The 25,350-nt window shown below is 40.1% G+C and carries 26 protein-coding genes and 1 pseudogene; 3 read left to right on the plus strand and 24 right to left on the minus strand.

Annotated features, from left to right (window positions below):
- Positions 1-308: 308 nt before the first annotated feature.
- Positions 309-476 carry a hypothetical protein gene (locus V7L01_RS34475; RefSeq protein ID WP_167306234.1) on the plus strand — a complete coding sequence of 56 codons (168 nt, stop codon included), beginning with the start codon at positions 309-311 and terminating at the stop codon, positions 474-476.
- Positions 477-964: 488 nt separating this feature from the next.
- On the opposite strand, the gene V7L01_RS35545 is transcribed toward V7L01_RS34475, so the two are convergent.
- From V7L01_RS35545 to V7L01_RS34490, 4 genes and pseudogenes are all read right to left on the minus strand, one after another.
- Positions 965-1,291 (minus strand): transposase, encoded by a 327-nt coding sequence (locus tag V7L01_RS35545; RefSeq protein ID WP_442937070.1) that lies wholly within the window; start codon positions 1,289-1,291, stop codon positions 965-967.
- Positions 1,292-1,383: 92 nt separating this feature from the next.
- A pseudogene (locus V7L01_RS35550) lies at positions 1,384-1,623 on the minus strand (helix-turn-helix domain-containing protein); the annotation flags it as partial.
- A gap of 448 nt (positions 1,624-2,071) precedes the next feature.
- Positions 2,072-2,656: a protein-S-isoprenylcysteine O-methyltransferase gene (locus V7L01_RS34485; RefSeq protein ID WP_335042840.1), complete on the minus strand. Its 585-nt coding sequence runs from the start codon at positions 2,654-2,656 to the stop codon at positions 2,072-2,074.
- A 122-nt stretch (positions 2,657-2,778) separates the two neighbouring features.
- Positions 2,779-3,018 carry a hypothetical protein gene (locus V7L01_RS34490; protein WP_335042841.1) on the minus strand — a complete coding sequence of 80 codons (240 nt, stop codon included), beginning with the start codon at positions 3,016-3,018 and terminating at the stop codon, positions 2,779-2,781.
- A gap of 5 nt (positions 3,019-3,023) precedes the next feature.
- Here V7L01_RS34490 and V7L01_RS34495 point away from each other — a divergent pair, with 5 nt between their 5' ends.
- Positions 3,024-3,839 (plus strand): SDR family oxidoreductase, encoded by an 816-nt coding sequence (locus V7L01_RS34495; protein ID WP_335042843.1) that lies wholly within the window; start codon positions 3,024-3,026, stop codon positions 3,837-3,839.
- Here the strand turns inward: V7L01_RS34495 and V7L01_RS34500 are convergent.
- The 17 genes from V7L01_RS34500 to V7L01_RS34580 all read right to left on the minus strand — a co-directional run bounded on the left by V7L01_RS34500 (position 3,826) and on the right by V7L01_RS34580 (position 22,567).
- Positions 3,826-4,869 carry a DNA cytosine methyltransferase gene (locus tag V7L01_RS34500; protein WP_335042845.1) on the minus strand — a complete coding sequence of 348 codons (1,044 nt, stop codon included), beginning with the start codon at positions 4,867-4,869 and terminating at the stop codon, positions 3,826-3,828. The genes V7L01_RS34495 and V7L01_RS34500 overlap by 14 nt on opposite strands.
- A gap of 26 nt (positions 4,870-4,895) precedes the next feature.
- Complete coding sequence (locus tag V7L01_RS34505) at positions 4,896-5,141, minus strand: hypothetical protein (protein ID WP_335042847.1); 246 nt, start codon at positions 5,139-5,141, stop codon at positions 4,896-4,898.
- 183 nt (positions 5,142-5,324) lie between these two features.
- Entirely contained in the window at positions 5,325-6,437 is a 1,113-nt protein-coding gene (locus V7L01_RS34510; protein ID WP_335042848.1) for a hypothetical protein, read from the minus strand.
- A 42-nt stretch (positions 6,438-6,479) separates the two neighbouring features.
- Positions 6,480-7,448 (minus strand): lysylphosphatidylglycerol synthase transmembrane domain-containing protein, encoded by a 969-nt coding sequence (locus V7L01_RS34515; protein ID WP_335042849.1) that lies wholly within the window; start codon positions 7,446-7,448, stop codon positions 6,480-6,482.
- A gap of 153 nt (positions 7,449-7,601) precedes the next feature.
- On the minus strand, positions 7,602-10,901 hold the full coding sequence (locus V7L01_RS34520) for a glycosyltransferase family 39 protein (RefSeq protein ID WP_335042850.1): 3,300 nt from the start codon (positions 10,899-10,901) through the stop codon (positions 7,602-7,604).
- Positions 10,901-12,064, minus strand: a complete 1,164-nt coding sequence (locus V7L01_RS34525; protein WP_335042851.1) for a tetratricopeptide repeat protein — start codon at positions 12,062-12,064, stop codon at positions 10,901-10,903. Before V7L01_RS34525 ends, V7L01_RS34520 begins: the two co-directional genes overlap by 1 nt.
- A gap of 388 nt (positions 12,065-12,452) precedes the next feature.
- Positions 12,453-13,160, minus strand: a complete 708-nt coding sequence (locus tag V7L01_RS34530; protein WP_335042853.1) for a class I SAM-dependent methyltransferase — start codon at positions 13,158-13,160, stop codon at positions 12,453-12,455.
- Between the two features lie 96 nt (positions 13,161-13,256).
- On the minus strand, positions 13,257-14,801 hold the full coding sequence (locus tag V7L01_RS34535; RefSeq protein WP_335042854.1) for an efflux RND transporter periplasmic adaptor subunit: 1,545 nt from the start codon (positions 14,799-14,801) through the stop codon (positions 13,257-13,259).
- A 148-nt stretch (positions 14,802-14,949) separates the two neighbouring features.
- On the minus strand, positions 14,950-16,176 hold the full coding sequence (locus V7L01_RS34540; RefSeq protein ID WP_335042856.1) for a glycosyltransferase family 4 protein: 1,227 nt from the start codon (positions 16,174-16,176) through the stop codon (positions 14,950-14,952).
- Between the two features lie 92 nt (positions 16,177-16,268).
- Positions 16,269-17,093, minus strand: a complete 825-nt coding sequence (locus V7L01_RS34545) for a glycosyltransferase family 2 protein (RefSeq protein ID WP_335042857.1) — start codon at positions 17,091-17,093, stop codon at positions 16,269-16,271.
- A 567-nt stretch (positions 17,094-17,660) separates the two neighbouring features.
- Positions 17,661-17,963: a tyrosine-type recombinase/integrase gene (locus V7L01_RS34550; protein WP_099099734.1), complete on the minus strand. Its 303-nt coding sequence runs from the start codon at positions 17,961-17,963 to the stop codon at positions 17,661-17,663.
- Complete coding sequence (locus V7L01_RS34555; protein WP_335042858.1) at positions 17,963-18,118, minus strand: DNA cytosine methyltransferase; 156 nt, start codon at positions 18,116-18,118, stop codon at positions 17,963-17,965. Before V7L01_RS34555 ends, V7L01_RS34550 begins: the two co-directional genes overlap by 1 nt.
- Entirely contained in the window at positions 18,115-18,510 is a 396-nt protein-coding gene (locus V7L01_RS34560; protein WP_335042859.1) for an ASCH domain-containing protein, read from the minus strand. The genes V7L01_RS34555 and V7L01_RS34560 overlap by 4 nt, the downstream gene beginning before the upstream one ends.
- Positions 18,511-18,515: 5 nt before the next feature.
- The gene (locus tag V7L01_RS34565) at positions 18,516-18,896 is read right to left on the minus strand and encodes a hypothetical protein (RefSeq protein ID WP_335042860.1); all 381 of its coding nucleotides are present in this window, start codon (positions 18,894-18,896) and stop codon (positions 18,516-18,518) included.
- A 51-nt stretch (positions 18,897-18,947) separates the two neighbouring features.
- The gene (gene dnaB, locus V7L01_RS34570) at positions 18,948-20,312 is read right to left on the minus strand and encodes a replicative DNA helicase (RefSeq protein WP_335042861.1); all 1,365 of its coding nucleotides are present in this window, start codon (positions 20,310-20,312) and stop codon (positions 18,948-18,950) included.
- Positions 20,313-20,365: 53 nt separating this feature from the next.
- Entirely contained in the window at positions 20,366-21,697 is a 1,332-nt protein-coding gene (locus V7L01_RS34575) for a hypothetical protein (protein WP_335042862.1), read from the minus strand.
- Between the two features lie 63 nt (positions 21,698-21,760).
- Positions 21,761-22,567 carry a DUF5131 family protein gene (locus V7L01_RS34580; protein ID WP_335042863.1) on the minus strand — a complete coding sequence of 269 codons (807 nt, stop codon included), beginning with the start codon at positions 22,565-22,567 and terminating at the stop codon, positions 21,761-21,763.
- Between the two features lie 40 nt (positions 22,568-22,607).
- On the opposite strand from V7L01_RS34580, the gene V7L01_RS34585 reads away from it, so the two are divergent.
- On the plus strand, positions 22,608-23,564 hold the full coding sequence (locus tag V7L01_RS34585; protein ID WP_335042864.1) for a cytosolic protein: 957 nt from the start codon (positions 22,608-22,610) through the stop codon (positions 23,562-23,564).
- A gap of 60 nt (positions 23,565-23,624) precedes the next feature.
- Here the strand turns inward: V7L01_RS34585 and V7L01_RS34590 are convergent, their stop codons facing one another.
- Genes V7L01_RS34590 through V7L01_RS34600 form a run of 3 tightly spaced genes read right to left on the minus strand, consistent with a single transcriptional unit; the run spans position 23,625 to position 25,222 of the window.
- On the minus strand, positions 23,625-24,230 hold the full coding sequence (locus V7L01_RS34590) for an MT-A70 family methyltransferase (protein ID WP_335042865.1): 606 nt from the start codon (positions 24,228-24,230) through the stop codon (positions 23,625-23,627).
- Positions 24,231-24,248: 18 nt separating this feature from the next.
- Positions 24,249-24,707, minus strand: coding sequence for a hypothetical protein (locus tag V7L01_RS34595; protein WP_335042866.1), 459 nt, complete (start codon positions 24,705-24,707; stop codon positions 24,249-24,251).
- Between the two features lie 5 nt (positions 24,708-24,712).
- Entirely contained in the window at positions 24,713-25,222 is a 510-nt protein-coding gene (locus tag V7L01_RS34600) for a hypothetical protein (protein ID WP_335042868.1), read from the minus strand.
- Between the last annotated feature and the right edge of the window lie 128 nt (positions 25,223-25,350).

Genomic DNA, 25,350 nt, shown 5'->3' on the forward strand with positions numbered 1-25,350 from the left:
CATTTTGAGTGGGCAGGACTACGCTTTGAAGTAGTTAGTATGGATGGAAACCGAATAGATAAAGTGTTGGTTGTGCCAATGCACGCTAAAAAAGACCAGTGAGGCATCAATATCTTTGTCTTTACCCCTGAAGTCTACAGTAAAAACAAAAATATCCATCATTGCTCAATGCAAATTGGTTTAACTTCGCTCCACGAATCATAGTTTTTGTCAATCTCTTTTGCAAGGATTTGTGGGAGATTAGCCAAGTCAATGTTTTGTGTTGTTGAGCGATAGTTTATAATATTCTATAAAGATGATTAAGAAAAATGATTAAGCCTAAAAATGTGTATCGCGGACACTCAATGGAAAAAGTTGGTCACGGTAAAAGAGCGGTATTTAAAACAACTATCAACGAAAAAGAATGGTCTGCGATGACTGAAATAAACGTAAAAACAGCAATTGATACTTGGATTGATGAAGGAATAGAGCCTTAGTTATTGGGCTACATAGCTTAAAAATGCCCTGGATAATCTGAATTGGGGGCCATCGCCATGAAACCGGAACTCGACCAACTCACCTAGTCGAAACATAGGTTTTTCTTTAGTGTTCGGTTGTAAGTTGCCTGTGCCGACGCAAGCGAAACCCCACGTAAACTGTAGGCAAGATTTGCAATATTTATATAGAGGTATAAATAATTACTAAAGTATAAACTGAATGCTGCTAAAAGATGATTATAGTAAATTTATATACTCTATTGATGTGAATAACTCAGTAGAGTATTTTTGTGAAAGTGCGCCTACCGTAAGCGATCGCCTCTCCTGTGCCCTTGTTACAACCGCCCTCCACAGCCTACGATTGTTCCCTTGAGGTCAAGGGTGTTGTATTGGGCTTGGTTTATTGCGTCTAATCCTTGTATAGTGCAGCTTTAAAAGTTTTTCGTTCTTTTTGCATAAAGTACAAAAGTTGAACTGATACCAATTCTTTATGAAGCTGCGCTAAATAAAGCTTCAAGAATAAAGTCGTAAGAAGTGAGAGAGGCAATCATCTCAGGTGTAATTGCTTTGAGGACATCAGTTAACTTCTGCTGTAGTTGTGTGAGGGTTTTACAATTTTCCCATTGGAGTTTAGATTTGATAAATTCCCAAAACCGCTCAATTGGGTTGAGTTCAGGAGAGTGAGGAGGTTGAAAAATAGGGATAATGTTATCTGGACAATCGAGAGCTTTCGCTTTGTGAAAAGACCCTTGGTCGAACTGGATAACCGCGATATCATCACCAAGGTCAGCAGACCATAGCTTTGAAACCCAGATGGTTCCTGCAACTGCTGTTTCAAGCGTTCTAAGTCTGAACCACTGATGCTCGGAACTTTCCCTGGTGCATGTTTTACTTCAAGTAAGCCCCTTCGTCCTTCATCTTTATACTTTCTCACCCAACGAGTTATGGTTGCTTGATCGCGCCCTAAACGTTCTGCCAGCGATCGCCTGCTGTTGACTTGACCACTCTTGAGCCAATAGAGCATTTGCAATCTTTCTTTGCTGCTTGCTTTTGTGACATGTCTGAGAGCTTTCTCCAATTCTTTAAGGCTTTCTGAAATCTCGATTTGGAATGGACGACTCATAACAAAATTACTAAATGCACCCATCTATAAGTTTGACGTAGTTTGGCGCATCTTCATACAGAATTGGTATGAAGAGTATTACATATCAAACGAATATGTAAAACGGGGGGCAACAGTTTAAAACTCCCATATTTATTTTTTTGCAAGCGCTGCTCTGGACTCCTTGCAAAGCGGGCAGTTTTTTATTGCATTGGTGGCCTCTCTTGAGTCAAGTAGCCGTTAGTAGCAATTGAATTAGGATGTTTACTCGTAGAACCAGGAATGTTGCGCGAAGAGTCCGTAAAAGCTGATACTCTACGTGTAGCAAGCATAAGGCTTCATCACCAGTAAAACTCCTAATACAGGGATTTAAGCAATGGCAAAGATTCAGTAGACTTGGCAACGTAGGCTGCACTTTTATCCTTAAAGGTTGTTTGATAAAGGGTCGGCTTGAGCCTCAACTGCGACTCAGAGGGTATATGAAGTGGACAAATTAGAATAGGTAAGGAATTAATCGTTTCGTGCATTGCCTGTAAACTTCATACTCATCACCAAAGGTATCAAGTAGCATCTGTTCCTCCTGTCCAATTCGTGTTCCATAGGCAATACTAAAGCCAATGAATCCTGATAGACCTGCAATCAAGTTGGCGAGTAAGAGTGCTTGTGCAATGCACAGTAGCAGAACAGAGGTGTACATAGGATGACGGATGTTTTGATACACACCACTGGTGGAGAGAGTGTGTCCGGCTCGGATTTGCAGTGTTGATGACCAATTTTGACCCAAGTCGTGATGACTGCGCCAAAACAACCAAAGGGAAAGCGCAAGAATAGCAGTGCCTAATCCATTTGCCCAAATTGGTAAATGGTAGTTAGCAAAATTTAACCAAGGAAATAGAACATGAATCAAAGGAAGAAACAGTATCCCAATCAATAGGAGAAGGCGGACTATCTTTTCCTGGAGGGTTTTTCGTTGATCAACAATTATGTTCTGTTTTTGTATTTGTTGGTAAGGAATTCTAATCAGCAGCCAGAAGACTATCCCCAACATGAAAATGCTCTTTGAGACAAATGGATTCATCACTGCTCCAATAGACAACAAAACAGTAAGTAAATATTTAGCTCAAATTATATTTAAGTATCTGTTTGTTGCTCTAAGCAAGCTTGTAAATTACCTTAAGTATTAGCCTTTTAAGAGGAAGATTATTTAGTTATTAAACCCAACCGTCCACCCCTCGCCCGTACAAGACACTCCACCTTCATGACATTGCCGCCACCAACCCCGGCCGCCGCCTCTGAGAGAATTCCTGCTGTAACCCCGAAACAACCCCCAGCACTCCAAGCTCCGACCAATCTCCCAAATCCTCGCCTAGTTGTAAAGAAAAAAGCAAACTGACTGGTAATATAAAGCTCTACAATGAGCAATGTTCCGACTGAAAACATTGATTATGAGCTTTGCAAATAAAACCATTGTTCTCACAGGTGCATCAGCAGGAATTGGGCGAAAGCTGGCAATCTCGTTAGCCCAACAAGATGCAAATTTAGTCCTAGCGGCTCGTAATCAAGAAGGATTAGAACAGACACTGACTGCTTGCACAAATCATACACAGAAGGTGATTGCAGTACCTACAGACGTAACTCAAGCATCAGCTTGCCAGCAGTTGATAGAGAGAGCGATTGCCGTGTTTGGGCAGATTGATATTTTCATCAACAATGCCGGAATCGGAATGCTGACGTGCTTTGATGAAGTGACAGATTTGTCCATTTTTGAGCGGGTAATGCAGGTCAACTATTTAGGTGCGGTCTATTGTACTCATTATGCCCTACCCTACCTAAAAGCTAATCAAGGACTATTAGTGGCGATTTCTTCAATTTGTGGCAAAACAGGTGTACCAACTCGTACAGGTTACGTTGCGAGTAAACACGCCATGCAAGGCTTCTTTGATACATTGCGGATGGAATTGCGCTCAACAGGAGTAGATGTATTGGTTGTTTCACCAGGGTTTGTCGCCACAGATATTCGGCAACGAGCGTTGGGAGCAGATGGAAAACCATTAGGCAAAAGTCCGCGTGATGAAACGCAAGGCAATATGTCAGTAGATGAGTGTGTACATCAAATTATCTGGGCGATGGAGCGGCGTAAAAGAGAACACATCATGACGTTGAAAGGTAAAGTACTCCCTTGGGCAAAGCTAATTATGCCAGGATTGGTTGATCGTATAACTGCTGCGACTGTTCGCAAGCCAACTGCTACCCAGAAGTAACCAGAACTTTAGAAACTGCGTTGAGAGTATATAAATCTCCATAACTTTTAGTACTGCGTATTAGAGCTTGATTGCAGCCTTTGTGATCTGTGAAATGCGATCGCAGAATGGTGTTGCAAGGTAAATGCCCAGGCTTGTACTTCAGTCCGTTGCGTCCCCCAACTCTCTCTATTAGCAGTGGCGTTGGTTCGTTAGCCGTCAGAAATTTTTCTACCGCTTGCCGTTGTTTGGGGAGTAGTTGGGAATTAGACATTGTGGGAATGAGATGGGCTATCGCCTCATACCAACCGCAAGGTGTAGTTCCCAAAGGTAAGGCAACGCGAAAACCCCTACTGGCAACCAAAACTAACCGCCGCCGCGCCTGGGGTAGCCCAAAGTCAGCCATGTTGACCACGCTGTAATCGACTGAGTACCCCTCAAGTTCCAAAGTATTCAGGATGATGGCAAAACTCTGACTGTTTTGATAGCGCGGCACATTTTCGAGCGTAAACACCCGTGGCTGCAACTGTCGGATGGCTTCTGCTACTGCGATCGCTGCACTCAGATCATCAGCCGTTTCAATACCCTTACCCGCTTTAGCTGTGTGGGCTTGGCTGAAGTTGGCGCACACCGGGGAGGCGTGGAGGTAATCGGGGCAGCGCGGAAAACCTAGAAATCCTAACCGTGCTATTTCTTGGACTGTTAGCTGGACGACTCTACACTCATATTCCCTGAAATTGCGGTGATGGGTTTTGGCGTTCACGAAGTGTGCCGAAGGTATCGCCCTGCTCAAGTCTGGTTTTGTGGGGTCGAACTCCACCGCAATGACTGGACGAATCCCGGCTTGCACCATCCCCGCTTCAATCCCGCCGCCACCCGCGAAAAGTACTACAGCGATCGGTGCATCATCTGGAAGTGTTGGTTTTTTATATGTGTTATCAAAATTTTTGCAGACATCTAATTTTGGTGATGTCTTTTTGGTTTTCGCTTTTTTGATAAAAGCGATAATATCTTCCCTAATTGCCCCCTGTTGTTGCATTAGACGAATCATTGGGACAGCACCAGGGGGAATTGAGCCTATACTTTTACCCTTCCAAACGCCTTTGTGTTTTTCCTTCCAGTTATATTCCCACCTCCAAAGAAAGGGGTTATTTGGGTCACGCCAATGACACGGGGATAAAAAACGGTTGACCCATCAAGTAGCTTTTTAGTTTCGAGGTACGGATAAAGGCATCCAACCGATTCGCATTGTGAGGCTTTGACCCCTTTCTCTAAGAATTTTTCGGGTATTGCAGATAACTCAGCTATTACTGTTTTAGTCATGCAGCCACCTCCATGACCAAATCATCGGGTACTTCAAAAATCCCCAGTTGACCAATGTAAGGAATCGGTGTGATCTCGCGTGGATTCTCCAACTGCCAATGGTATTCTCAATAGAAAAAAGTCTGTCTATTTTTTGATTGGCATCTTGTGACACTGATAAATCTTTTAGCCTCTAGTAAAAATTTACGGCATTCTATAGTAAAACTTTGCTAACTGACGAGCGCTTTCTTCCCACTTTAGATTACCTGTGACAGATGCCCAATAAGCAAAAGCACGTAATGCTGACTTTCTATCTATACCTTTTACCTTGCCAGAGCGTCCTTTTTCTTGTCCAGCAGTGCGGGTATTATCCTCAGTGCTAATTTCTCCAGAAGGCAAGATTCTTGTCTGCTCCCATAGCAGCGACTTATTGATCATCGCTACAACTTTAGGTGTTATGGTATCTTGCGGAAAGTACATCACCCATCGTTGGGCATAAATCACACCTACCATCTGATAACTACTGTCATGTCCATTTTTTTCTGGGTTAACACCATCTGGACGTTGCAAAGATAAACCATCTTCAATAGACTTCCGGGCGTATTTAATCAGTTCTTCATCGCCAGTTAGTTTACCTGTCAATCCTAAAGCTGTTGCAACTAAGTAACGACGATGGGTGTAACGTCTGTTGCCTCTGATTCCTTGTTCCCAGACTTTCGACGAAATCATCCAACGGGCGGTGCGATGTACCAAAGGCTTATATTTGGCTACTTGAAAGGCATACTGTTTTGAGTGTGGAGATTGTTGTATGACTAGAAGTGCATGGGCAACTGCTTCTACAAAGAAAGAGGTACTATGGAAGCGATCGCCCGTCATGAAGAAACTGCCGTCATCAACTTGCTGGGCAAACCCCCAATCAAACATCTTAAATCCTGCTTCAATGGCTTGTGGATCATTCTTTATCAGCCCACCAATGATTAATTCTTCCCCAGTTCGCTGGTCTTCGATATACCAACCTCCTGCTTGATGACGTAGCCAACGCACATTTATACCGTTAGCACCATTGGGCATCATTGATTTATATAAACCTGACAAACGTCTATAGAGAACATTGGCGATTAAACCAGTTGATTCATGCTCAAAATCTATTTTTTGGGATAATTGAGACTGAGATAAATTACTTTGCTCTCTTCTTAAACCTACTTCAAACTGCCTATTGAAACGACTGGTATATTGTTTAGCTAAAACCATAGTGATGTTAGTCGTTGGCAGCAATAATAAAAGTATCCAAGCTGCTATATATCGCCTTTTCACCATTTCATTTATCCTTCCTTGGCTTAAAGTTTTTATCCTGCTGTATCATTCCATTTTTCCTTGCCTTACTAATTGAAATCCTGTTGAATCCAAAAGCAAAATTAAAGCTCCTGGCAAACTCAACAGCCAGCTAAAGCCTGTAATTGTTAGGGATAACAGCAGAGCCTGTTCTGTCGTTAAACCAATACGATTAAACAGGTAAATCCATAAACCCTCTTTTAGACCCAGACCTCCTAAAGATATGGGCAGTAAGGTAACTACTACGATGATCGGAATAAATACTAAAAGCTGTAAATAAGAAATAGGAATTTTCAACTGTTGCGCGACTATATAATGGTAATAAACTATAGCTAACTGAAGTAACATTGATAGCCCCATTGATAAAGCTAGGGCTGTACGATCCTGAGCAAACTTTCGTAACAGAATTTGAATCTTAGCAAAGCGAGCAGCTACTTTGCCGAGGTGAAATTTTTCTAACCAAGGTTCAGCCAAGATTAATAGTTTTGGGCTTGATATAAGTAAAACTGCTGCTACTAAAGCTGCTACACAGGTGAGAAATAATAAAATAATATCCCAGCGTCCGATTAATCTAAAAGCGGGAGGTAGCCCAATTAAAGCTAAAGCAGATAAAGCTGCTAGTCCGGTAAATCTTTCTAAAAATACAGATACTATTGCGACTTCTGAATCTTTGGTTACTTGAGCAATTCTATAAACACGATATACATCTCCACCAAGAGCGCCTGGCAGAAAAATATTAAGAAACATCCCAGCAAAATAACTGGTCAGCAAGCTGCTCATTGGTACAGTATGACCGCTTGAATTAAGAACAACCTGCCAGCGCCAGCAACTCAAAACTTGACAACCAGTGTAATAGACTAAAGCTAGGATAATAAAGGGTAAAGATAGGTGTTGAAATTGAGTCAATGCTTGACTAAAATTTATGCGAGTAAATACAAAAGCAAGTAGACTAATACTTACAGTTGTTTTAATAAATGTGATTGGTTTAATCTTCATGTTTTTTAAACTTGATATATATATAGGACTTCTGTTTGATTTCTAAACAAGATTTCAGATAAACTCGCTTTTCAGTCTCAGTATGTGTTCAAAAAGAAAATCTGAGTTCTATGTCTGTATAAATTAGTTATTAAATGCAGATATATAATTTGATTAATAAGCTCCTAAATCTTTGCCTTGGTTAGGTATACGTTTTGGTAATCCATCTTCTGGTTGCCAAAGTCGTAAACGAGTTCCAAACCTATCTATAACTGGTTTACCTAATATTTCGATATACTCCCAAGTATTGCGTTCAAATCTGCCTACTCTTATATCATCTACATGAATCCATACACGTTGAGATTTTGCTAATATCTGATTTATTTGATCTATATTACTGACTACTACTCCACCTCCCCATCGATCAATTAATTTTCCGTTTCGCCAGTAAATTGCATCTAAATATTCTGTTCCCATTAAAAAGTAATCTAAACCGCCTAAATTAATTGCAGCAAATGGAGGTGTAGGTGAAATTATTATATCTTCTGGAGTTTTATATTGGCGTATATACTCAAATATCTGGGTATTAGTTCTATTAATTACTTCGGAATAACCTGCTAAAACTTTAGTTGGCTGTAGGTTGATAATTATTATTATCAAACTAAATATTAACATAGCCGTTTTTAAAGGCATAAGTTCATTTATCATCATCTGTAGTTTATTTACAATGGTTTCCGTTAAATAGATCATGCTGTAAATAGCTAGCAAAATAAATAGTGGATAAACACCGTAAACGTAGCGTTCTTCTAGTTGATAACTAAGAAGCGTTACAATAAATATTTGAGATATAACGCACACAAAAAAGAAAGATAATATAGGGTTACATTTTTTAAAGAAGTAAAGCATTCCTATACAAAAGAAGCAACTATAAATTATTTGCATCCTATCAGAACCAATAAACATATTAGAAGTTAGCACTGTGACATCAGAAAAGTGTAATCTTAGATAACTTCCAGTACTATCAGATAGTGCAGCCAAAGGTGTTAAAAGGCGGATAGTAGCAAAACCAATATCATAAATAAAAATAGCTAAAGTAACTATACAGCCTAAGATAATGTGCCAGTCTTGCGAGAAGCTAAACGGACGATAAAAACAAAGGAAACCAATTAAAAATACTGGCAGTAGAGTTAAGCTAATTTCTTGAGTTATTAAGGTTAAACTAAGAGCAATAAAGAAAATATATTGATAACGCTTTCCAGATTGTTCAATAAAACCCTTAAAAAAAGACCACAAAGATAGAATAGTTAGGTATTGTAGAACCTGATAAAACCGGATATTGCGTGAATACCAAATTTCCCAAGGGTTGATAGCTAAAATTGCTGTTACTAGTAGGGCAATCCAAATCTTTCCAGTAAGCTGACGAGCAAATATATAGACTAAAATTAGAGTAGCTGTACCCCAAAGCGCGGATAGTAAGCGAGCATTAACTATAGAATCTCCCACTACTCGTAACCAAAGAGCCAGCAAGTAGTGATAAAAAGGGCCACGAGTGTACCAAATACCAGAAGTAGCTATGGGTGCGCCCGTGCGTAAGATACCTCTAGCAGCATCTAGGGAAGTATTTTCATCAGGATCTAAGTCAATAAAACCAAGATTATAAACTCTTAACCCAAACCCTACACTGACAATTAGGATGAGAAATATCCATTCACCCCAAATAGTCCATTTCTGCTGTAAAAGATTAAATTTATTTTGTAATACTGGGATTGGTGATTGTCCTCGTCTCTGCATCCAAACAAAAATGTAGGTAATAATCGCTGCTACAATCGCTAAACTAAAGACAAGAAAGACATTTCCACCCCACGCCAAGCTGAAACTAACACAAGCTACTAAACCCAGTGAGAACCAAATAAAAGATAGAGGTAATTTACTAATCTTTCTCTTCACACGAATGAAAACTAATGTCAATACAACTATGGCTGTAAACCCAAACAATATTACGTAGTTACTGTTTGATTGGGCAAATAGTAATCCAAGTTCTGCTTCTGCAAAGCGGTGTTTGAGTAAACCAATAGCGGCTAAAAACAAAGTGCTTGGTGAGAGTATTGCAGATCCAGCAACCAAGTTTTCGCACCACCGATTTCCATATCCCAGCCATAAACCCAAAAGTGAAGCATAAATTACCGCAAAGGCAACTCCTCCTATTAACCAGAGACTCTGATGCCATAAGTAATTAGGGTAATTGAGAAGATAGGCATTACCTTCAAAACTACGCTGGAAACTTTCCGGTTTAGGTAAACCTAAAAGACTTACAGGTTTCTCCTCACCTGCACCTTCTGTCCACCCAGGTACAGTTTGATTTAAGGCTGTCCAAGTCTTATCAGTGGCAATTTCTCCAACAATTTCGCCTGTTTCTGTTTCTGCCCATCCATCTAAAAAGAAGTCAAGAATACTATTAGCATTAATAGAGTTAGTTGCTGTCAATGCTGTATTTAATGGGCTAACTAAACTCACAGCTAATGTATTATTTCCAGTTCGGAGAAACTTTGTGACTTCTAAAAGATGCAACTGATTGCCGTTCTCAGTTCTATAATTGTTAATAAGATTGCCATTTAGCAACAGCGAATATGCACCTTGTCCAGCAAATCGGATATAGGCATGATAAATCTGCTCTGTTGGTATTTGCCATAGACCTCTAAGCCATAGCTGCCCATTAGAACTTGGATTTCCTGCAATCAAATTTCCCTGTAGAGGACGGTCAAACAAATTTTTACTTAAGCGACTGTAAGTTGCTTCTTGAACCGAACCCAATACCTTAGCTTCTGACCAATTTTCATCTGAGAAATCTTGGTCAAACCATTGGAGAGATTGACGAGTTTCTGACAAATTTGAAGTTCGCCAAGAAGTTTTTCCCGTTGTCAGACTAATAGGTGTAGGATTATTTGTAGGATAAACAGCCCCCTCAACAACTACACGAGGATTAGTTTTACCTTTTTGAATTTCTAACGCAATAACATTTTTACCTGGGCGCAGATGACGAGTTAGGTCTACATAAGCTGTTAATTTCCAGTCATTGGAACTAGCCAGTAAATAATTGACTGATGTTTTAGTATTGTAGCGATTACTATCATTAATACCTTGAAAAGGTATTTTCAGCCCTGCACCTAGACCAAGAGAATTGTTGAGAACACTATTTTCTCTTGCTATACGCCTGTTATTTACATACAGAGTAAAGTCATTATCAGCGCTGATTCTTAACCAGCCTGCTGTTGCACTCTCTGGTAAATTAAAAGTGTGACGGGCATAAAAACGGTAAGTTGGTGTTTGAGGGGCAATCCATTGGGCTTGTTGTGACCAATCTACGCGCTCTACAGAAGTAGGTATTTTTTCCCAAATAGAAAACATCAAACTTCCTAGCAATAATCCTAAAGCTAATATCAGTCCTAATGGCAACCAACGCTGTGACCGTTCCATTATTTTTTCTCTATTCCTGATTTATCCCAAGCCTTGGTGTCAACTGATTGACGATATCTTTCCCAGGTCTTGTTAATATCGCCCTTGTTATATTCAGCCCACGTTAGATGGACATAGGCTTGTCCCATTAAACCAATCCCTGGTTCTTGAAAGTACTTTTGCCCATCTATGATTTGTTTAGCAACTTCAGCCGATTTCTGAAATTCTCCATTAACAACCCTGGCTAACATCAGGTCATATAAAGCTTCAACATGACCCGGAAATATCTCGAATGCTTTTTCAAAAATATCTGCGGCTGTTCCAGCATTTATAGTATTAGGTTCGTTAAAATAATTAATACCTCGGTTTAGAATTGCTGTCACCAAATACCCTCTTGCCAAAAAGCGGTTAGGTTGACTATCTAAAGATTTTTTGAAATAGTTCTCTGCTTCTAAAAAATTACTATCTTTATAATTTTCTAGACCATGAATGAAATTAACTAATCCTGGATCGGCTGTATCTGTATATAACTCTGCCCTTGCAAGCCGCTCTAAAAATTCTTCATCTCCCTGGAAAGGTGGATACAATCTTATTAAAGCTTGGCTAGTATTTACTACTTCAGAATATTCACTTTTGGCAAACTGCACATTTAATTGATAATTAACAATATTAAAATAAATGTGAGAGCCTAAAATAACAGAAAATAATAGTAAGCTCACAGCCACTAATATTTTCATGTCTTTAATTAGAGAATTCATTCCTTGCTGTTCCCAAGCTAGATAAAGGCCCATTAAGCAAATTAGCACTCCAATTAGGCTGAAGCTCCAACCTTGACCAATACCAGCAAAAAAACTATTTTTATAGCCAAATCCTTCAAGGATAACTTTATCCCATGATGGCAGTTGAAAAAATCGGCTATCCTCAATTTTTATCCCAAAAGTGGAAGTTGGAGGATCTGAGTTATCTAAAGATATATTCTGTTTCCACTGAGCTTGAACTTCTGAAAAATTTCTATCTACGTGAGAGGATACTTCTTCTCCGCGGTTATAGTATTCTGCTGCAATAAAAGACACAGCAGGCGACCAAATTGTAATGAAATAGGGAAAAAGTAATATAGGGATTAATGCACCCCAAAAAACTAAGCGTGGAGCTTGTCGAATATGAAAGAAAAAAGTGTAAGTCAAACCAGCGATCGCACACAACGCTAATGCCACTCTAACAGCATTTGCCCAAAATAAATTTGTACCGAATGCTTCTAGAGTTTCTTGAGGTAAGCGATACCAAGGAAAGATTGCTCCGAATAATAAACATACAGAGCCAATCAAAAGTGTAATTTTTTCTCGATTAAACCAGCTAAACCAGGAGCATAAATTGTTCATAGAGAATTGTTTTCAAATTACGATGTACAATTTATTCGGTCAACAGCTTACAATTAAAATGATTTATTAAATCCCACATATCTCTAGCTCATATTTTTTAAATATGGAAGAATAAGTCAGAACTAAAATTCACTAAGTGGAAAATCTATGACTAAAAATGATTGAATATCACGCCAAATTCAAACGTCAATAATTACTTTTTTATTGAAAGAAGATAACCAGTTCTAAATGGTATTGATTCACTAGTTTTGTTATCTTTAAAACAAAATTTAAGATTATCAATAGTCCAATCACTAAGATAAAACATCACACGTTTTTTTGTCTTTAATAAGGGAGCTAAAATAAAAACTCCATCATCAGATAAGCTGGATTTTATTTGATTCATAGCTGATTTAAACTTCGCATCAGTAACGATGTGTTGGATAACATCAATCATGACTATTAAATCAAATTTACCTGAGATATCATCCGTGGTGATGTCTTTTTTCTGAAATTGAAAATTTGCAAATTTTTGCTTAAGTTCGGGAAACAATACATCAGTAATGTCTACTCCCAAGTAGTTCTTTACACCTAAGTCAAATAGCATTTGAGTGTAATAACCAGTACCACAACCAATTTCTAGAACTTTGGCATTATTGAAATCAATATTTTGCTTTAAGCAGTAATCGAGAAAAATTTTTGCTGCTTGGGCATAAGCCTCTTCATTGTCTTTTTCAGACAAGCTTTGATCGCCAACTCCTCTGATAGATTTACCATATTTAGATAGGCGATCGCGCCAATATCTACCAGCATCATAGTCATCTCCCTTACCATATATTACTGGCCCCATAGTTAGTTTGTATAAAACTGTTTTAATGAAACCGATTGGAGATGTTGTGAATTTTAAGAGTAGTTCTTTCATTTGATATTTCTTTACTTTTTTAAGTGTTTGTAGTAAACGTGTTGCTGATAATGTCGCGTAACATTGCAAGCAAATTGCACTTGGTCTAAATTTTGGTCAACGAACTTGTGCCTCGTTTTTGCCGACTGATTTTTGTGCTAGTGGGGTATCAATTTTTAGGCGATCGCTTGGATTTAATACTCTGGGAGATAATACTACTTTTTCTCCTGACTTTAAGCCTGCCAGCACTTCACGCTGGTTATCAAATGTTCTTCCTAGCTTGACTTTTTTCACAACAGCTTTACCTGCTTCAGCAACCATCACCATGCCTTCACCAGCAGACAAATGAGTCACAGAACTTTCTGGAATCATTAAAGCTGTTCTACTTTGATCAACAAACTGAACATAACCCTGTAAACCTGGAGGCATTTCCAAATTATCAACAGTAACCCAAACAGAATAGGTAAATTGTCGGTCAATACCCACTTTACTGGGCTTAGTGGCATTAGTTTGTACGGTTGGATTAAGCTGAATTACCCGTCCCTCAAAAGTACGTCCTGGGTATGCCACCAAACGCACTATAGCTTTATTACCCACTTTGACTGCATTAAGTCTAGCTTGATCAATGTAAGCCTTAAATACAATATTCTGAGTTAAAGTTATTAACGAGTCACGTCCCCGTGCATCTGCTATTTCACCAGCATTTATATTTACCAAACTCACTAAACCATCGCTGCTGGCATATATAACTGTTCTACTTAAATTTCTCAGAGCCTCTTGTAGTTCTATTTTTCTGTTGTCAACGGTGAGGCGAGCATTTTTGACATCTTTCTCTAGTGTGTCCTGGGCTAATGACAGAGTTTGCTGAGAAGAAATCAAGTCGTTTTGGCGAGCAATGGAGAAATCTTGGTTGCTAAATTGCTGGCTTTGGGTAGTAATAATTCCCTGTTGAGCAGCTACTAGTTCTCTTTTGCGAGTTGCATAAGTATCTTGCATATCATAGAGTTGAAACTTGGAAATTGCTCCCTGCTCTGCTAAAATTTTAATTTGTTTGAGTTTCTCTTCAGCAGTCCCTACCCTTACCTGAGCAGCCTGGATATTGTTGTTTAATTCTTGATCTGCGAGTTTGTCAATTGTTCTTAGTCTAGTTTTAGCTGCATAAAACCTGTCATGAGCAGACCTAACATCCTCTTTCAGGTCTGATAACCTTTTTGATACCGAGTTTTGCACAGTTTCAAGGTTCTTTTCCGCAATAGCGAGGTTATTGCGAGCCGTATTCACTTCATTTTCAAAGGGAGCTTTTTGTAACTGGAGCAAAGGTTGGCCTCGGCGCACCCTTTGCCCTTCCTCAACGAAAAGTTTTTCTACAGGCCCCGATATCAAAGAACGAACATTCACCTGCTGCATAGCAACAGATTCACCAGGAGCGGCTAGATTATCCTCTAAACTTTTTGACGCTACTAACGCAGTCTCTACTTGGATAGGTTTGCCAGCCATACGTTGTAAAGCTGGATAACCGAACCCTGAAGAGTAAAATCTTGATCCTGGGTCTTTGAAGGCAGGGAGAAGTACAGTAAAGCTTAAAATCCCCATCACGACTAAAGGGGCTACTACGCAAGTAGTGAGAATCCCACGAGTTAAAATTAGACGCGACTGTATCATAATATACAAAAAAATGTAGAACTAATTCCAGAATTTCATTTAGAGATGGATTTACTTACTCTTCATACAAGCTATATACATATTTCCCTGAATACTCAACAAACTAACAATCCTGATAAAAATCACCAATCATAATCTAAAAATTTTACTAGGCAAGAGTTTCAGTACCTTTTCTAGTTACAACGCTATCCAATGCGTTTGCAAATACTTTTTCCCATATAGGCGTAATCCGATGCCAAGTAAAGCGAACTTCTATATCTGCTAAACCTTCTTGACCCATTTTTTGGGCTTTGATGGGATTCGATAATAAAGTCAAGATTGCTTGTGCTAAAGCTTCTGGATCTTTTTCTGGTACTAATAATCCAGTAATTCCAGAATGGATTACATCGACAATTCCCCCTACAGCACTGGCAATTACAGGCTTTTGGTGAGCTAAAGCTTCTATGATCACAATTCCTAAGCCTTCAGTATCACCCTTGCTATCTACAATTGCTGGTAATACAAATATGTCACACGCCGCATATTCATCAGCTAATTCTTCTTTGCTGACAAAGCCAAGGAAATCTACTACGTCATTTAGACCCATTGCATGACACTGTGATTTAATCTCATCTTCGAGAATTCCCTTACCCACAATGCGTAAACATACAGGATACTTAGCTAAGACTAAAGGTAGAGCTGCCAATAAATATCGCAAACCTTTACGTTCATCTAACCTACCGACAAACAAAAGCTTAGGTACTTCCCTTGGTGAACGTTTTTTAGGTGGCTTCGGCTTTATAGTCATACCGTAAGGAATAACGGTAATAGGCCCATCATAAATTTTACGAATCAACCCACTAGTAAAAGAAGAATTGGCTGTCACACCTTTAGCGATAGGCACTAACCAACGGAGAATATGTGTCACAAAACCGAACTTATTTGCTAACATTAGTTCGGCTCCGTGGAAACTAAACACCATCGGAATACCCAATAAAATGCTGGCAGGTAAAGCCATCAACCCGTGAGGAAAAGGCCAATGAATCTGGAGTAAATTTGGCTTTTCCTTGTAGCATACCCAAAACAATTGCAGCGTACCCAACAAGATATACAAAACAGCAGCTAACAAATAGAGAGGCTGTCTCTGCAACTTGGTAGGAGCGCCATCCCTTGCCAAATTTTCAAAACGTTTTGGACAGTAGCGAAAGCGATATACTTTTACTTCATCTAATACGTGGCTTTTAGAACCCTCATAGGCAGGAGCGAATACCGTAAATTTAGCCCCTGTTGCTTGCAAGCGTAAAATTGCCTCACGTACAAAAGCACCATGATTGCCGTCAGCATTCATCGGATATACAGAAGTGACAACAAGAATGTGTTTACCTTCAATATTCATAGATATGAAAACTTACTAAATTAAGAAGAAAAATCAAACCCAGGAGAATATAACTAATTCTCTCTGGGTTTATTTATGACCAGTTGAATTGACTAGACTATTTCCTGTAGAACAACACCAGGATAGTTTATGCTTGAATCAATTCTTTTCTCTTGGCGTTGATTAAGTAGACGACCTTTAGTTTGAAACCACCACCATAACTTGACAAAATCAATAGCTGAAGTCAGAAGACGCTTTTTGCCAAACTTACTTGTTCCAGAGTGTCGAGGATGCCAAGGTGTGAGAACTTCTGTAACGTTATATCCTTGTGCTGCTAATACCGCCAATAAGTAGCGATGGGTAATTGTTTCTACTGGCAGAGTTAATAATAAATCACGACGGACTAGTTTGATCCAGTTCATATCGTGGATGTTTAAACCAAAGAGTAAACTACAAGTAGTATTGGCCAATTTAGAAGCAAGAATCTTACCATCACCCCGTTTCTGCCGCCAACCAGCTACTGCATCTACTCCTGGTATACAAGCTTCTAATAGCAATGGTAAGTCAGTTCGGATATCTGACTCTAAGTCTGCTTGTCCCCAAAATATCCAATCAGTTTGGACATCATCTAATGCTGTCTTCCATACTTCAGTTACACCCCGCCTCTGCGGATGACGAATGATCCTCAAATAATCATATTCTTCACTCATTTTCTTGAGGATTTTATAGCTATTATCTGTGCTGCCATCATCAACTACTAGTACTGGCAAACTAAAGCCCATATTCTCAAACGTTTCTTCTATATTAAGTAGGAGACGTTCCAGATTACCTTCTTCATTAAGGCATGGAATAACTACAGTAATTGAAGAATCACCAGAGGGAAGCGATTTTTTAAAACTTGATTTTTGCAACAACCTTGTAGTACTTAAAGTAACCATGTTTTATTTCCTAAAGATTATGCTTTTTCAAAAAACGCTACTATGCTTTTGAGCCGATGAGTCGTTTAAATATTTAAATCGATCAGTATCTAAAATTAGACTAATTAACTAAGGCTAATTAGCAGAAATCTCCCATTTTCTAGCAGGTTTCAAATTTTAGGCTTTATCTATCTGTATACTTATACGCAGAATTGAATGATCTCAAAATCTCGGCTGATAAATTAAATGTAAATTTAAAACTTAAAAATGGAATCAGTATTTTTATTTAATGTTAATAAATAAAAATATTAATAACAAGAATCATAAAATCATCCGGAAATTATTAATATCAGGATTTTTAACTATTTTTTATAATAGAAAAAACTAAATTATTATGTTTTTGAGTATTATTACAGACGTTAATCCTCATACTCAACAATCACTATTTCAAAAAAAGTCATATTAAGAGTATATTTTGTTACAGTACCATGCCGATTATACTGTTACTTTTTTAGTGAAAAAATAAAATTGACAGAATTTTACAACTGAAATGAATAGTTATAAAGCACGACATATTAGGCAGTGATGTTAAACCCGTGGCAAGTGTAAAGCACTGCTGTCTCCAGGGCGGATGTGAATGTATCCTGCCGTTGTGGAAATATCGACGTGTCCCATCGTTTCCTGAATTAAAGGAACGGGCGTACCCCTCTCAGCATTGTGCGTCGCGTGGCTATGCTTGAGCCAGTGACAACTAACTTTCTCCATCAGCCCGGCCCGTTCTCCTGCATCTTTAATAATAGGATCAACATTTTGACGGTGCAGCGGCTTATTTTTCCCGTTACGACTCTTGAAGACATAGGCATCTTTGGGCGCGTCTCCTCTATAATCCATCAATTCCTGCCACAGTCCAGACCTGGGTCGTTGAGTCCTTTTTTATCTCCAGTGTTACTGGTGCTGCTACAGGGAAATCCCCCACACAAAATGTCGAATTGTCGTCGGTGGCAGAGTCCCCCGATGCCGGAGAAAAGCGAGAGGACTAATTTCATAAGGCAACTACCTCAGACACCAGTGCATCCGGCACTTCAAAAATCCCCAGTTGTCCAATGTAAGGAATTGGTGTAACTTCTCGTGGATTCGCCAATTCCCAGTGGTACTGTTCAGCCATCCCCCAGCCAGATGCAATTTGTGAAAACTTGCAATCTACTATTGTGACCATACCGATGATTTGGCCGCGACGTAGAGAGATTAATTCTGGGATTACTACCCCCATGCTTTGACAAAATTCTTTCGCTAGCTGATACTCTTTTTTGGTACAAGTTTTTGCAGCGTGAATCAAAATGTCGCCGCGATAATGAATGGGCCAGCCACGGTTTTCAACATTTTTGAGAGCATAAATAATTGCCCATGCCCAAGGCTGACGGACGGATAGCGCTTTCATCTGTTTTAAAACTCCAGCAATTGAACGTAAGCGTCTAATGCCGCGATCGCTGCATGTGGATGTATTTGCGACTTCAGCCCATTGCAGATTGTGGCAATAGTTCCAAGCTCTATGAAAGTGAAATGAATATTGGACTGACGGTTAGAACAGCAATGTAAAACTGTTAGAAGAACAAAATTCAACTGTCTGAGAATTACATCTTCAGCTACATGAAGTCGCCAAGTAAGGTTTTCGGAAGTAACCGAACGCCAGGGGTTATCGAAAGAACACTTTTCAACTTGGGGCAACACTTTTACCTTAAACCTGTAATCCCTGTCAGTAGTAGAACATTCATCAGGGGCAAGAGCCGCCCATTGTTGTAAAAGCTGTTGGTAAGTTTCAATCATTCTCAGTTCCCTATCTTGCGTAAAAGACAATGTTTATCCTCCAGTAGAGCCTTAAAAACTACGACCACGAGATAAATTCTTGAATCTGGTAAACTGATGGTCAAATAAAAGCTTGACTGTACCAGTGGGGCCATTGCGTTGCTTGCGAACGACTAACTCAGCAATGCCACGATCTGGGGTATCGGGGTTGTACATTTCTTCGCGGTAAAGCATGATCACAACATCGCTGTCTTGCTCAACAGCACCACTGTCTTTTAAATCACTTAGTACAGGGCGTTTATCGTTACGGTGTTCAACTTCGCGGTTGAGTTGGGACAAAGCCAGTACAGGCACATCCAAATCTTTGGCTAATCTTTTTAATCCCCGGCTGATTTCACCGACTCGTTGAGCCATGTTCACCCGTGAATCAGTATCAAGAGCCATCAGTTGTAAGTAGTCAATGATCACAAGCCCAACACCACCGTAATGGGATGAAATTCGACGGACTTGGCTACGGATTTCATTAAGAGAAGGGCAAGATTCGTCGTTGATGAAAATCTGTTGTTCGCTTAACTGCGCGATCGCCACGCTCAAGGGTTGCCACTGACTGTCAGAGACCTTCCCAGTTTCCAAGAAGTTATTTTCAATGCCGGATTCGCTGCTCAAGAATCGCTGTACGTACTCATCAGTAGACATTTCCAAGCTGAAAACGCAGATCGGCATCTTCCCAGTTTTGGCAACGTTGAGAGCGAGATTACCAGCCAAAGCGGATTTACCAACAGAAGGACGAGCAGCGAGTACATACAACCGTCCTTTGCGAAAACCACCGCCGAGTATACTGTCCAGGTCATAAAATCCACTGCTTGCTGCTGGTGATCCCTTACCAGTATGACGTGCTTCAATTTCGGTAAAAGTGTCGGCTAGGGCATGAGAAATATGAACCAAGTCAGAGGCAGAATGCTCAGACTTAATGCAGTAGACTTTTTGTTCGGCTTCGTCGAGAATTACAGGTAAATCAGTTTCGGTGGCATAGCCGAGTTGAACAATCTCAGTGCCAGCAAGGATTAACTGCCGCCTTTGGTATTTTTCCATTACCAAGTCAGCTAAAACATCGATGTTCACAGCTGACACAGTACAGCCAACCAGACTGGCCAGTTTATTGCGTCCACCGATACGGAACAATAAACCATTATCAGACAACCAGTTGGTGATGCAAAGCAAATCCGTTGGTAATCCTTGGCTGTACAGTCGTAGGGCTGCTTGATAAATGTCTTTGTGGGCATTGATGTAAAAAGCATCTGCCACTAAGCGATCGCTGATTCGGCTCATGGCACTTGGGTCGAGCATGATGCCACCAAGTATTACTTCTTCAGCCTCAATGCTTTGTGGGGGTAAGCGGTCTTGTTGAGATGTGAAGTTTGATTTATCTTGTGCCATAGTTCACCTCATTTGAAAATTTTGATTTCTAGAAAATCTAGATTCCGTGTTGTTCACGCAGTTTGCGGATATAAGTACACATACATTTGAGGATGTGTAAGTTTTAACCAATCCAACCATTTGAGCGTTGCACTTGGGTCTTGTTGGTCATAACGGCTGCTGAAAGAAGCGATCGCTTTGTCCTTACCAACTTCATCCATGCGGTCTAGAAGTTCACTGAAGGTCGCTTTATGCCAATCAAGAGAACGATTTGAGTAGTAACCGATGGGTTGGTCGTTGGCTTTTGATTGTTCAGTTTGTGGCGTAGATGAAGAGAGAACTTTTGACCAATAAACCAGCAGTTCTTCTAAACCAGCTTTACTCACCTCCAAATTGCTGATTGATTTGATCACAGTGGGGACTTTTTGCTGCCAATTAACCTTGTCCCACTCGGCTCTCTCCTTGGCGATTAACTCCACCAAACGGCGATCGCAGGTTTGGTAAATGTTGTCTCTGCAAGAAGTGCGCCAAGGGAAACGCCAAGAACGGAGCTTGATTTCATTTCTGTAAACTGCGGGTAAAGGCTCAGATGCCAAGATGCCGGGGTCAAGCAAGATGTGATTGAGCAAATCATCAATCGACTGAAATCTTGGTTTGCTTGGTTTCTTGTTCGCTTGTTCGTTTTTATCGAATAACCCCGCCGCAATAGTAGGTCTACATGAGGGAATGTCTGTTTGATGCAAAGTCTCGGATTGATTTGACAACGAAGTGAGAGATTCGGGAATTGGTTCTTCCTGGTTTGATTGTGAAGACGAAGATTCGGGAATTGGTTCTTCTTCCTGATTTGGTTGTAAATCCAAGTTAGTTTCTTCACACACACACTCGTTTTTTGGGGGGACTGCACTTAGTGTGAATTCCTTAGATGGGATTACCTTAATGGGAATACCTTTGTGGGTCAAATTTGACCCCACCCCCCATGCAGAATTGCCCCCCCCACTGGGTGCAATTTTGCCCCCACCCCCCGTGCAATTTTGACTGGGGTTAATTTTGACTGGGGTTTCTTTTGCTGTCTTAATTTGTGAACGAAGTAATTGAATTTGGTCAGGAGAAACCCACAAAGAAGGTGAAGTGGGAGTATAAATGTTAGTAGTTCCAATACGTTCTTGTATTTCAATCATTCCGGCGGCTAGTAAAAGCTTGATGGCATTTTTGGCAGTTTTGAGAGCGATGTAACAATGTTTAGCCATCTTCGGAATAGACTCAAAGCAACCGCTTACACCCGCTCTTCTTTGGATATGCGCGTACAGCCGGAATTCTGATGATTCAAGTGGATAATCATCAAAAAAACCGGGAATGAAGACTTCAAAAGCTGTCCGATTATTAAGCTGATTTTCTGCTAAAGTCATAATGATATACCTAATAAAAATTGCCTTCCCTCGAAAGTTTCTTAACAATCGAGGGATTTGTTTCTAATCACAAGTGAAGTTGGGAAATTCCCGAATTTGTATCTGTTGAGGAAATTCAGCAAGTTCGCCGCCTTTGGCGTGTTTCGTTTTAAAAGGTTCCTGATTCAAATAAACATTCGCCCCCAACTGTTTCACAAATACGGGTGTTTTCGATTGTTGGCATTGTTGGACAATTGAATTAATCCATTCGATGTGGCATGGTCTGGAATTTGGCCCAGACTCACCACCAACAATTACTAACTGAACATCATTCAAGTAGTGAGTGATATCACCCAAATCTTCTAGTAATGGTTCAACTGACCAGAAGCGGATTAAAGCCGGAATCTGAGCAAGGAATTGGCTACGTTCTTCTAAAGTACGGCGATTCTCAATCGAAGCTCCTGACCAAATATTTAAAGGTAATTTGTCTAGTCCATGAAAAGAAAGCCATTCATCCATAGATGACAGCATAATTTCTGGTCGTTTGGTGAGAATCTGAAATATTTGATTGGGAGCAACGAACATTCCGTCCAGCATCTCATGTTGCCAAAAACGCGGAACCCATTCACCAAAAACATCAGTCATTGAAGAAACGAAATGCTTCTTAGGTTTCCTTTGGAATCCCCATTTCCGAATAGCTTCTGTATCTAACACTAGTTCGGGTGGTTGTCCAGAGTAGGGTTGCTTGTTTCCGCCAAAGAAAGAGTTTTTATTTAATTTCTCTGCATAACAATTTGCACAAACCTCGCTTTTCTTATGACACCACCAACCGCCTCCTTTGACATGGATGATATTATCTGTTAAGTCTGTCCATTCTATGTTTGTTGGCATAAACACCTCTAAAATTTGAAATTAGACAATACATTTGAAAATGGTTAATAAAACACCTCTTACGGAATATGATTCCCCGTGGAAGCAGATGTTGCAGTTGTATTTTGAAGACTTCATGCAATTCTTTTTTCCTCAAGCCCATGCTCACATTGATTGGAGTAGAGGTTTCGAGTTTCTAGATCAAGAGTTACAACAAGTAGTTCGTGATGCTGAATTAGGAAAACGTCTAATTGATAAATTGGTGAAAATCTATCGCATTGGGGGCGAAGAATCTTGGCTGTTGATTCATATAGAAATCCAAAGTCAAGAGGAAACCGATTTTCCTAAACGGATGTTTGTCTACAACTATCGAATTTTTGACCGTTACGATCGCTCTGTTGCATCATGCGCGATACTGGGGGATGACAACATCAACTGGCGACCATCGCAGTTTGGGTACGATTTGTTTGGTTGTACGGTTGATTTTCAGTTTCCTGTAATCAAGCTGCTAGACTATAAACATTGCTTGTCGGAGCTAGAAGCCAGTCGTAACCCCTTTGCTACAGTGGTAATGGCTCACTTGGCAGCAGTGCAAACCCGCAGTAATAGGTCGCAAAGGAAACAATCAAAACTGAATTTAGTGCGTCGGTTGTATGAGCAAGGGTTTGAACGCGAGGCTGTTGTTAACCTTTTGGCTTTTATTGATTGGATGCTAACGTTACCATTGGATTTAGAACTAGAGTTTAAAAGAGAAGTCGAACAATTGGAGGCACAACTGCGTATGCAGTACGTTACTAGTTTTGAGAGAATTGCTCGAATAGAATCTTTATTAAAAGGCATAGCTTTGGGATTAAAACTCAAATTTGGAACACCTGGACAAAACTTATTACCTGAAATTGAGCTTCTTGAAGATTTCAGATTGCTGGAATCAATCTTATCAGCAATAGAAACAGCAGATACTGTTGATGAATTGCGTTCTATTTATCAGACAGCAGATGACACACCGCCAGAAAATTAGAATTGTTTGATATTTGATTTTCAAGGTTCAGCAAGTTTTGAGTGCCGAAATTAGCGTTAATTAAGCACTCAATGAAGTATCGTTATCAATTTCTGCATTAAGCTGATCAAACAGATCCGCCTGATCACCCCAACAATCCCAGTCAACTCTAGACGAACGTGCGAACATCTCCAGCTTGGTCATATCAGGACACAGCTTTTCTACAAGTTCAAAAAACTGTTCGGGCTTACGTGAATGCTCACGACGGGGTGAGTGTAAAATGCTTGACTGGTTTGTGAGTGTCCGTCCAGCAAAAGCTTTCACATTCCCACGAACAGCCAAAGCGCAATGTTCAGTCGAATTCCGCAACCAATGACCGACACCTAGATGTGTTTTAGTGTTATCCTTGGTAACTTTTTCCCAAGTCAAAATAGTCTTGAGTTCAAATCCCCATGTTTGCAAGCATTGAGCCGCTTCAATCATGTGATTGTTGGTGAACCAAAGCCAAAGAACTGACCCCGTGCGATCGCTTAAGTCTGGAACAGGTAATGACAGTATTTCTTCTATGTGCATTGGCTTGTAGCTAATGCGGTTTCGGTGAGTTTTATCCTGATTTCTCAGCCGATAGAACCAGGGAGGGTCAATCACGATGCACTGGTATTGACCTTCTAATGTTGTTAGTCTCATGTTTAACTCCTGTTATTTTCAAACTTTTTCTGGAAATTCAATGTGGCTTAAAGTCTGAAGTTCAACAGCTAATCCACTTAAGAAATTTTGGAGTTCGACTGTTGCCAATTCTTTGGATATCTCTTTTTCTGACGTATAAATAAGTTGCTTGTGATGCCCAAAGTAAACTTCTGTACGAGTTAAGTTTTGCTCTGTGTCAGTTAACAGAGTCAAAGTAAATCTCCCAAGTTTGCAAAAGTAATAAGGATGCTTTGAACTCCAAGGCTTTCCGGGTTGCCAAGTGATTTGGGTTTTTTTACCAATGTGAACACTGATAGATTCAAAATCAACGTGGAAAATGTTCAGTAAGGCAAGCATTTCGCCACTGTTGTAATGGTCTACAACGTGCTGTCTAATGCCTAATTCTGCTAAATCTTCAGGAATATCAATGTGAGCTTCAGATGAGATTTTCTCAACTACTGTGACTATGCCTTTCATATTTTTTATCTCCAAGGCGTAAAATTATTCCACTGAAACCAGCTTGAGCCAGCTTCCGAATAACTAGCGGTACGGTGGATTGCTTCTGGATTACCCCAGCAACAGCAAGCGTTGATAGCAAACATGGGTTTGTCCTGGAATGTTCCATCTGGTAAAAGAATCTGGTAAACCTCATCTTCTGCCCAAAGTTCTAGCCATTCCCGGCTGATGTATTCGGTGTAAAACTGACTCCATCGACATAAAAACCAGCGCGATTCTGTTTCGCGGTTGTAACGCCACAGCTTGAAGGCGAGGTTCCAGTGCGCGAGGAAGTCGAGCGCCACCGACTTGGACTGCATCAAAATTTCCTTATCACCAGGAACGAGCATCAACTCCTCACACAGTCGGGGAAGCTCCACATTCACGCCGCCATACTCAACGGTGTACCACTCGATTCCGCTAATGCCTTGGCTTACTTGTTCTGCCCAAATTGCTTGTCGTTTATCACCTGTATCTTGCGCTCTCTTTCGGAACATATCGAAACGCAATACTGTTTCTACTGGGGATAATTCACTTTTTTCTCAGCAGGAAACGCTTTAATTTTTATGATTTTACCACATTTTAAATCCTCATTACTCCATTCCAAAGATTCAATATTCTTATA

The organism is Nostoc sp., assembly GCF_036917095.1.
In the GTDB taxonomy this organism is placed as follows: domain Bacteria; phylum Cyanobacteriota; class Cyanobacteriia; order Cyanobacteriales; family Nostocaceae; genus Nostoc.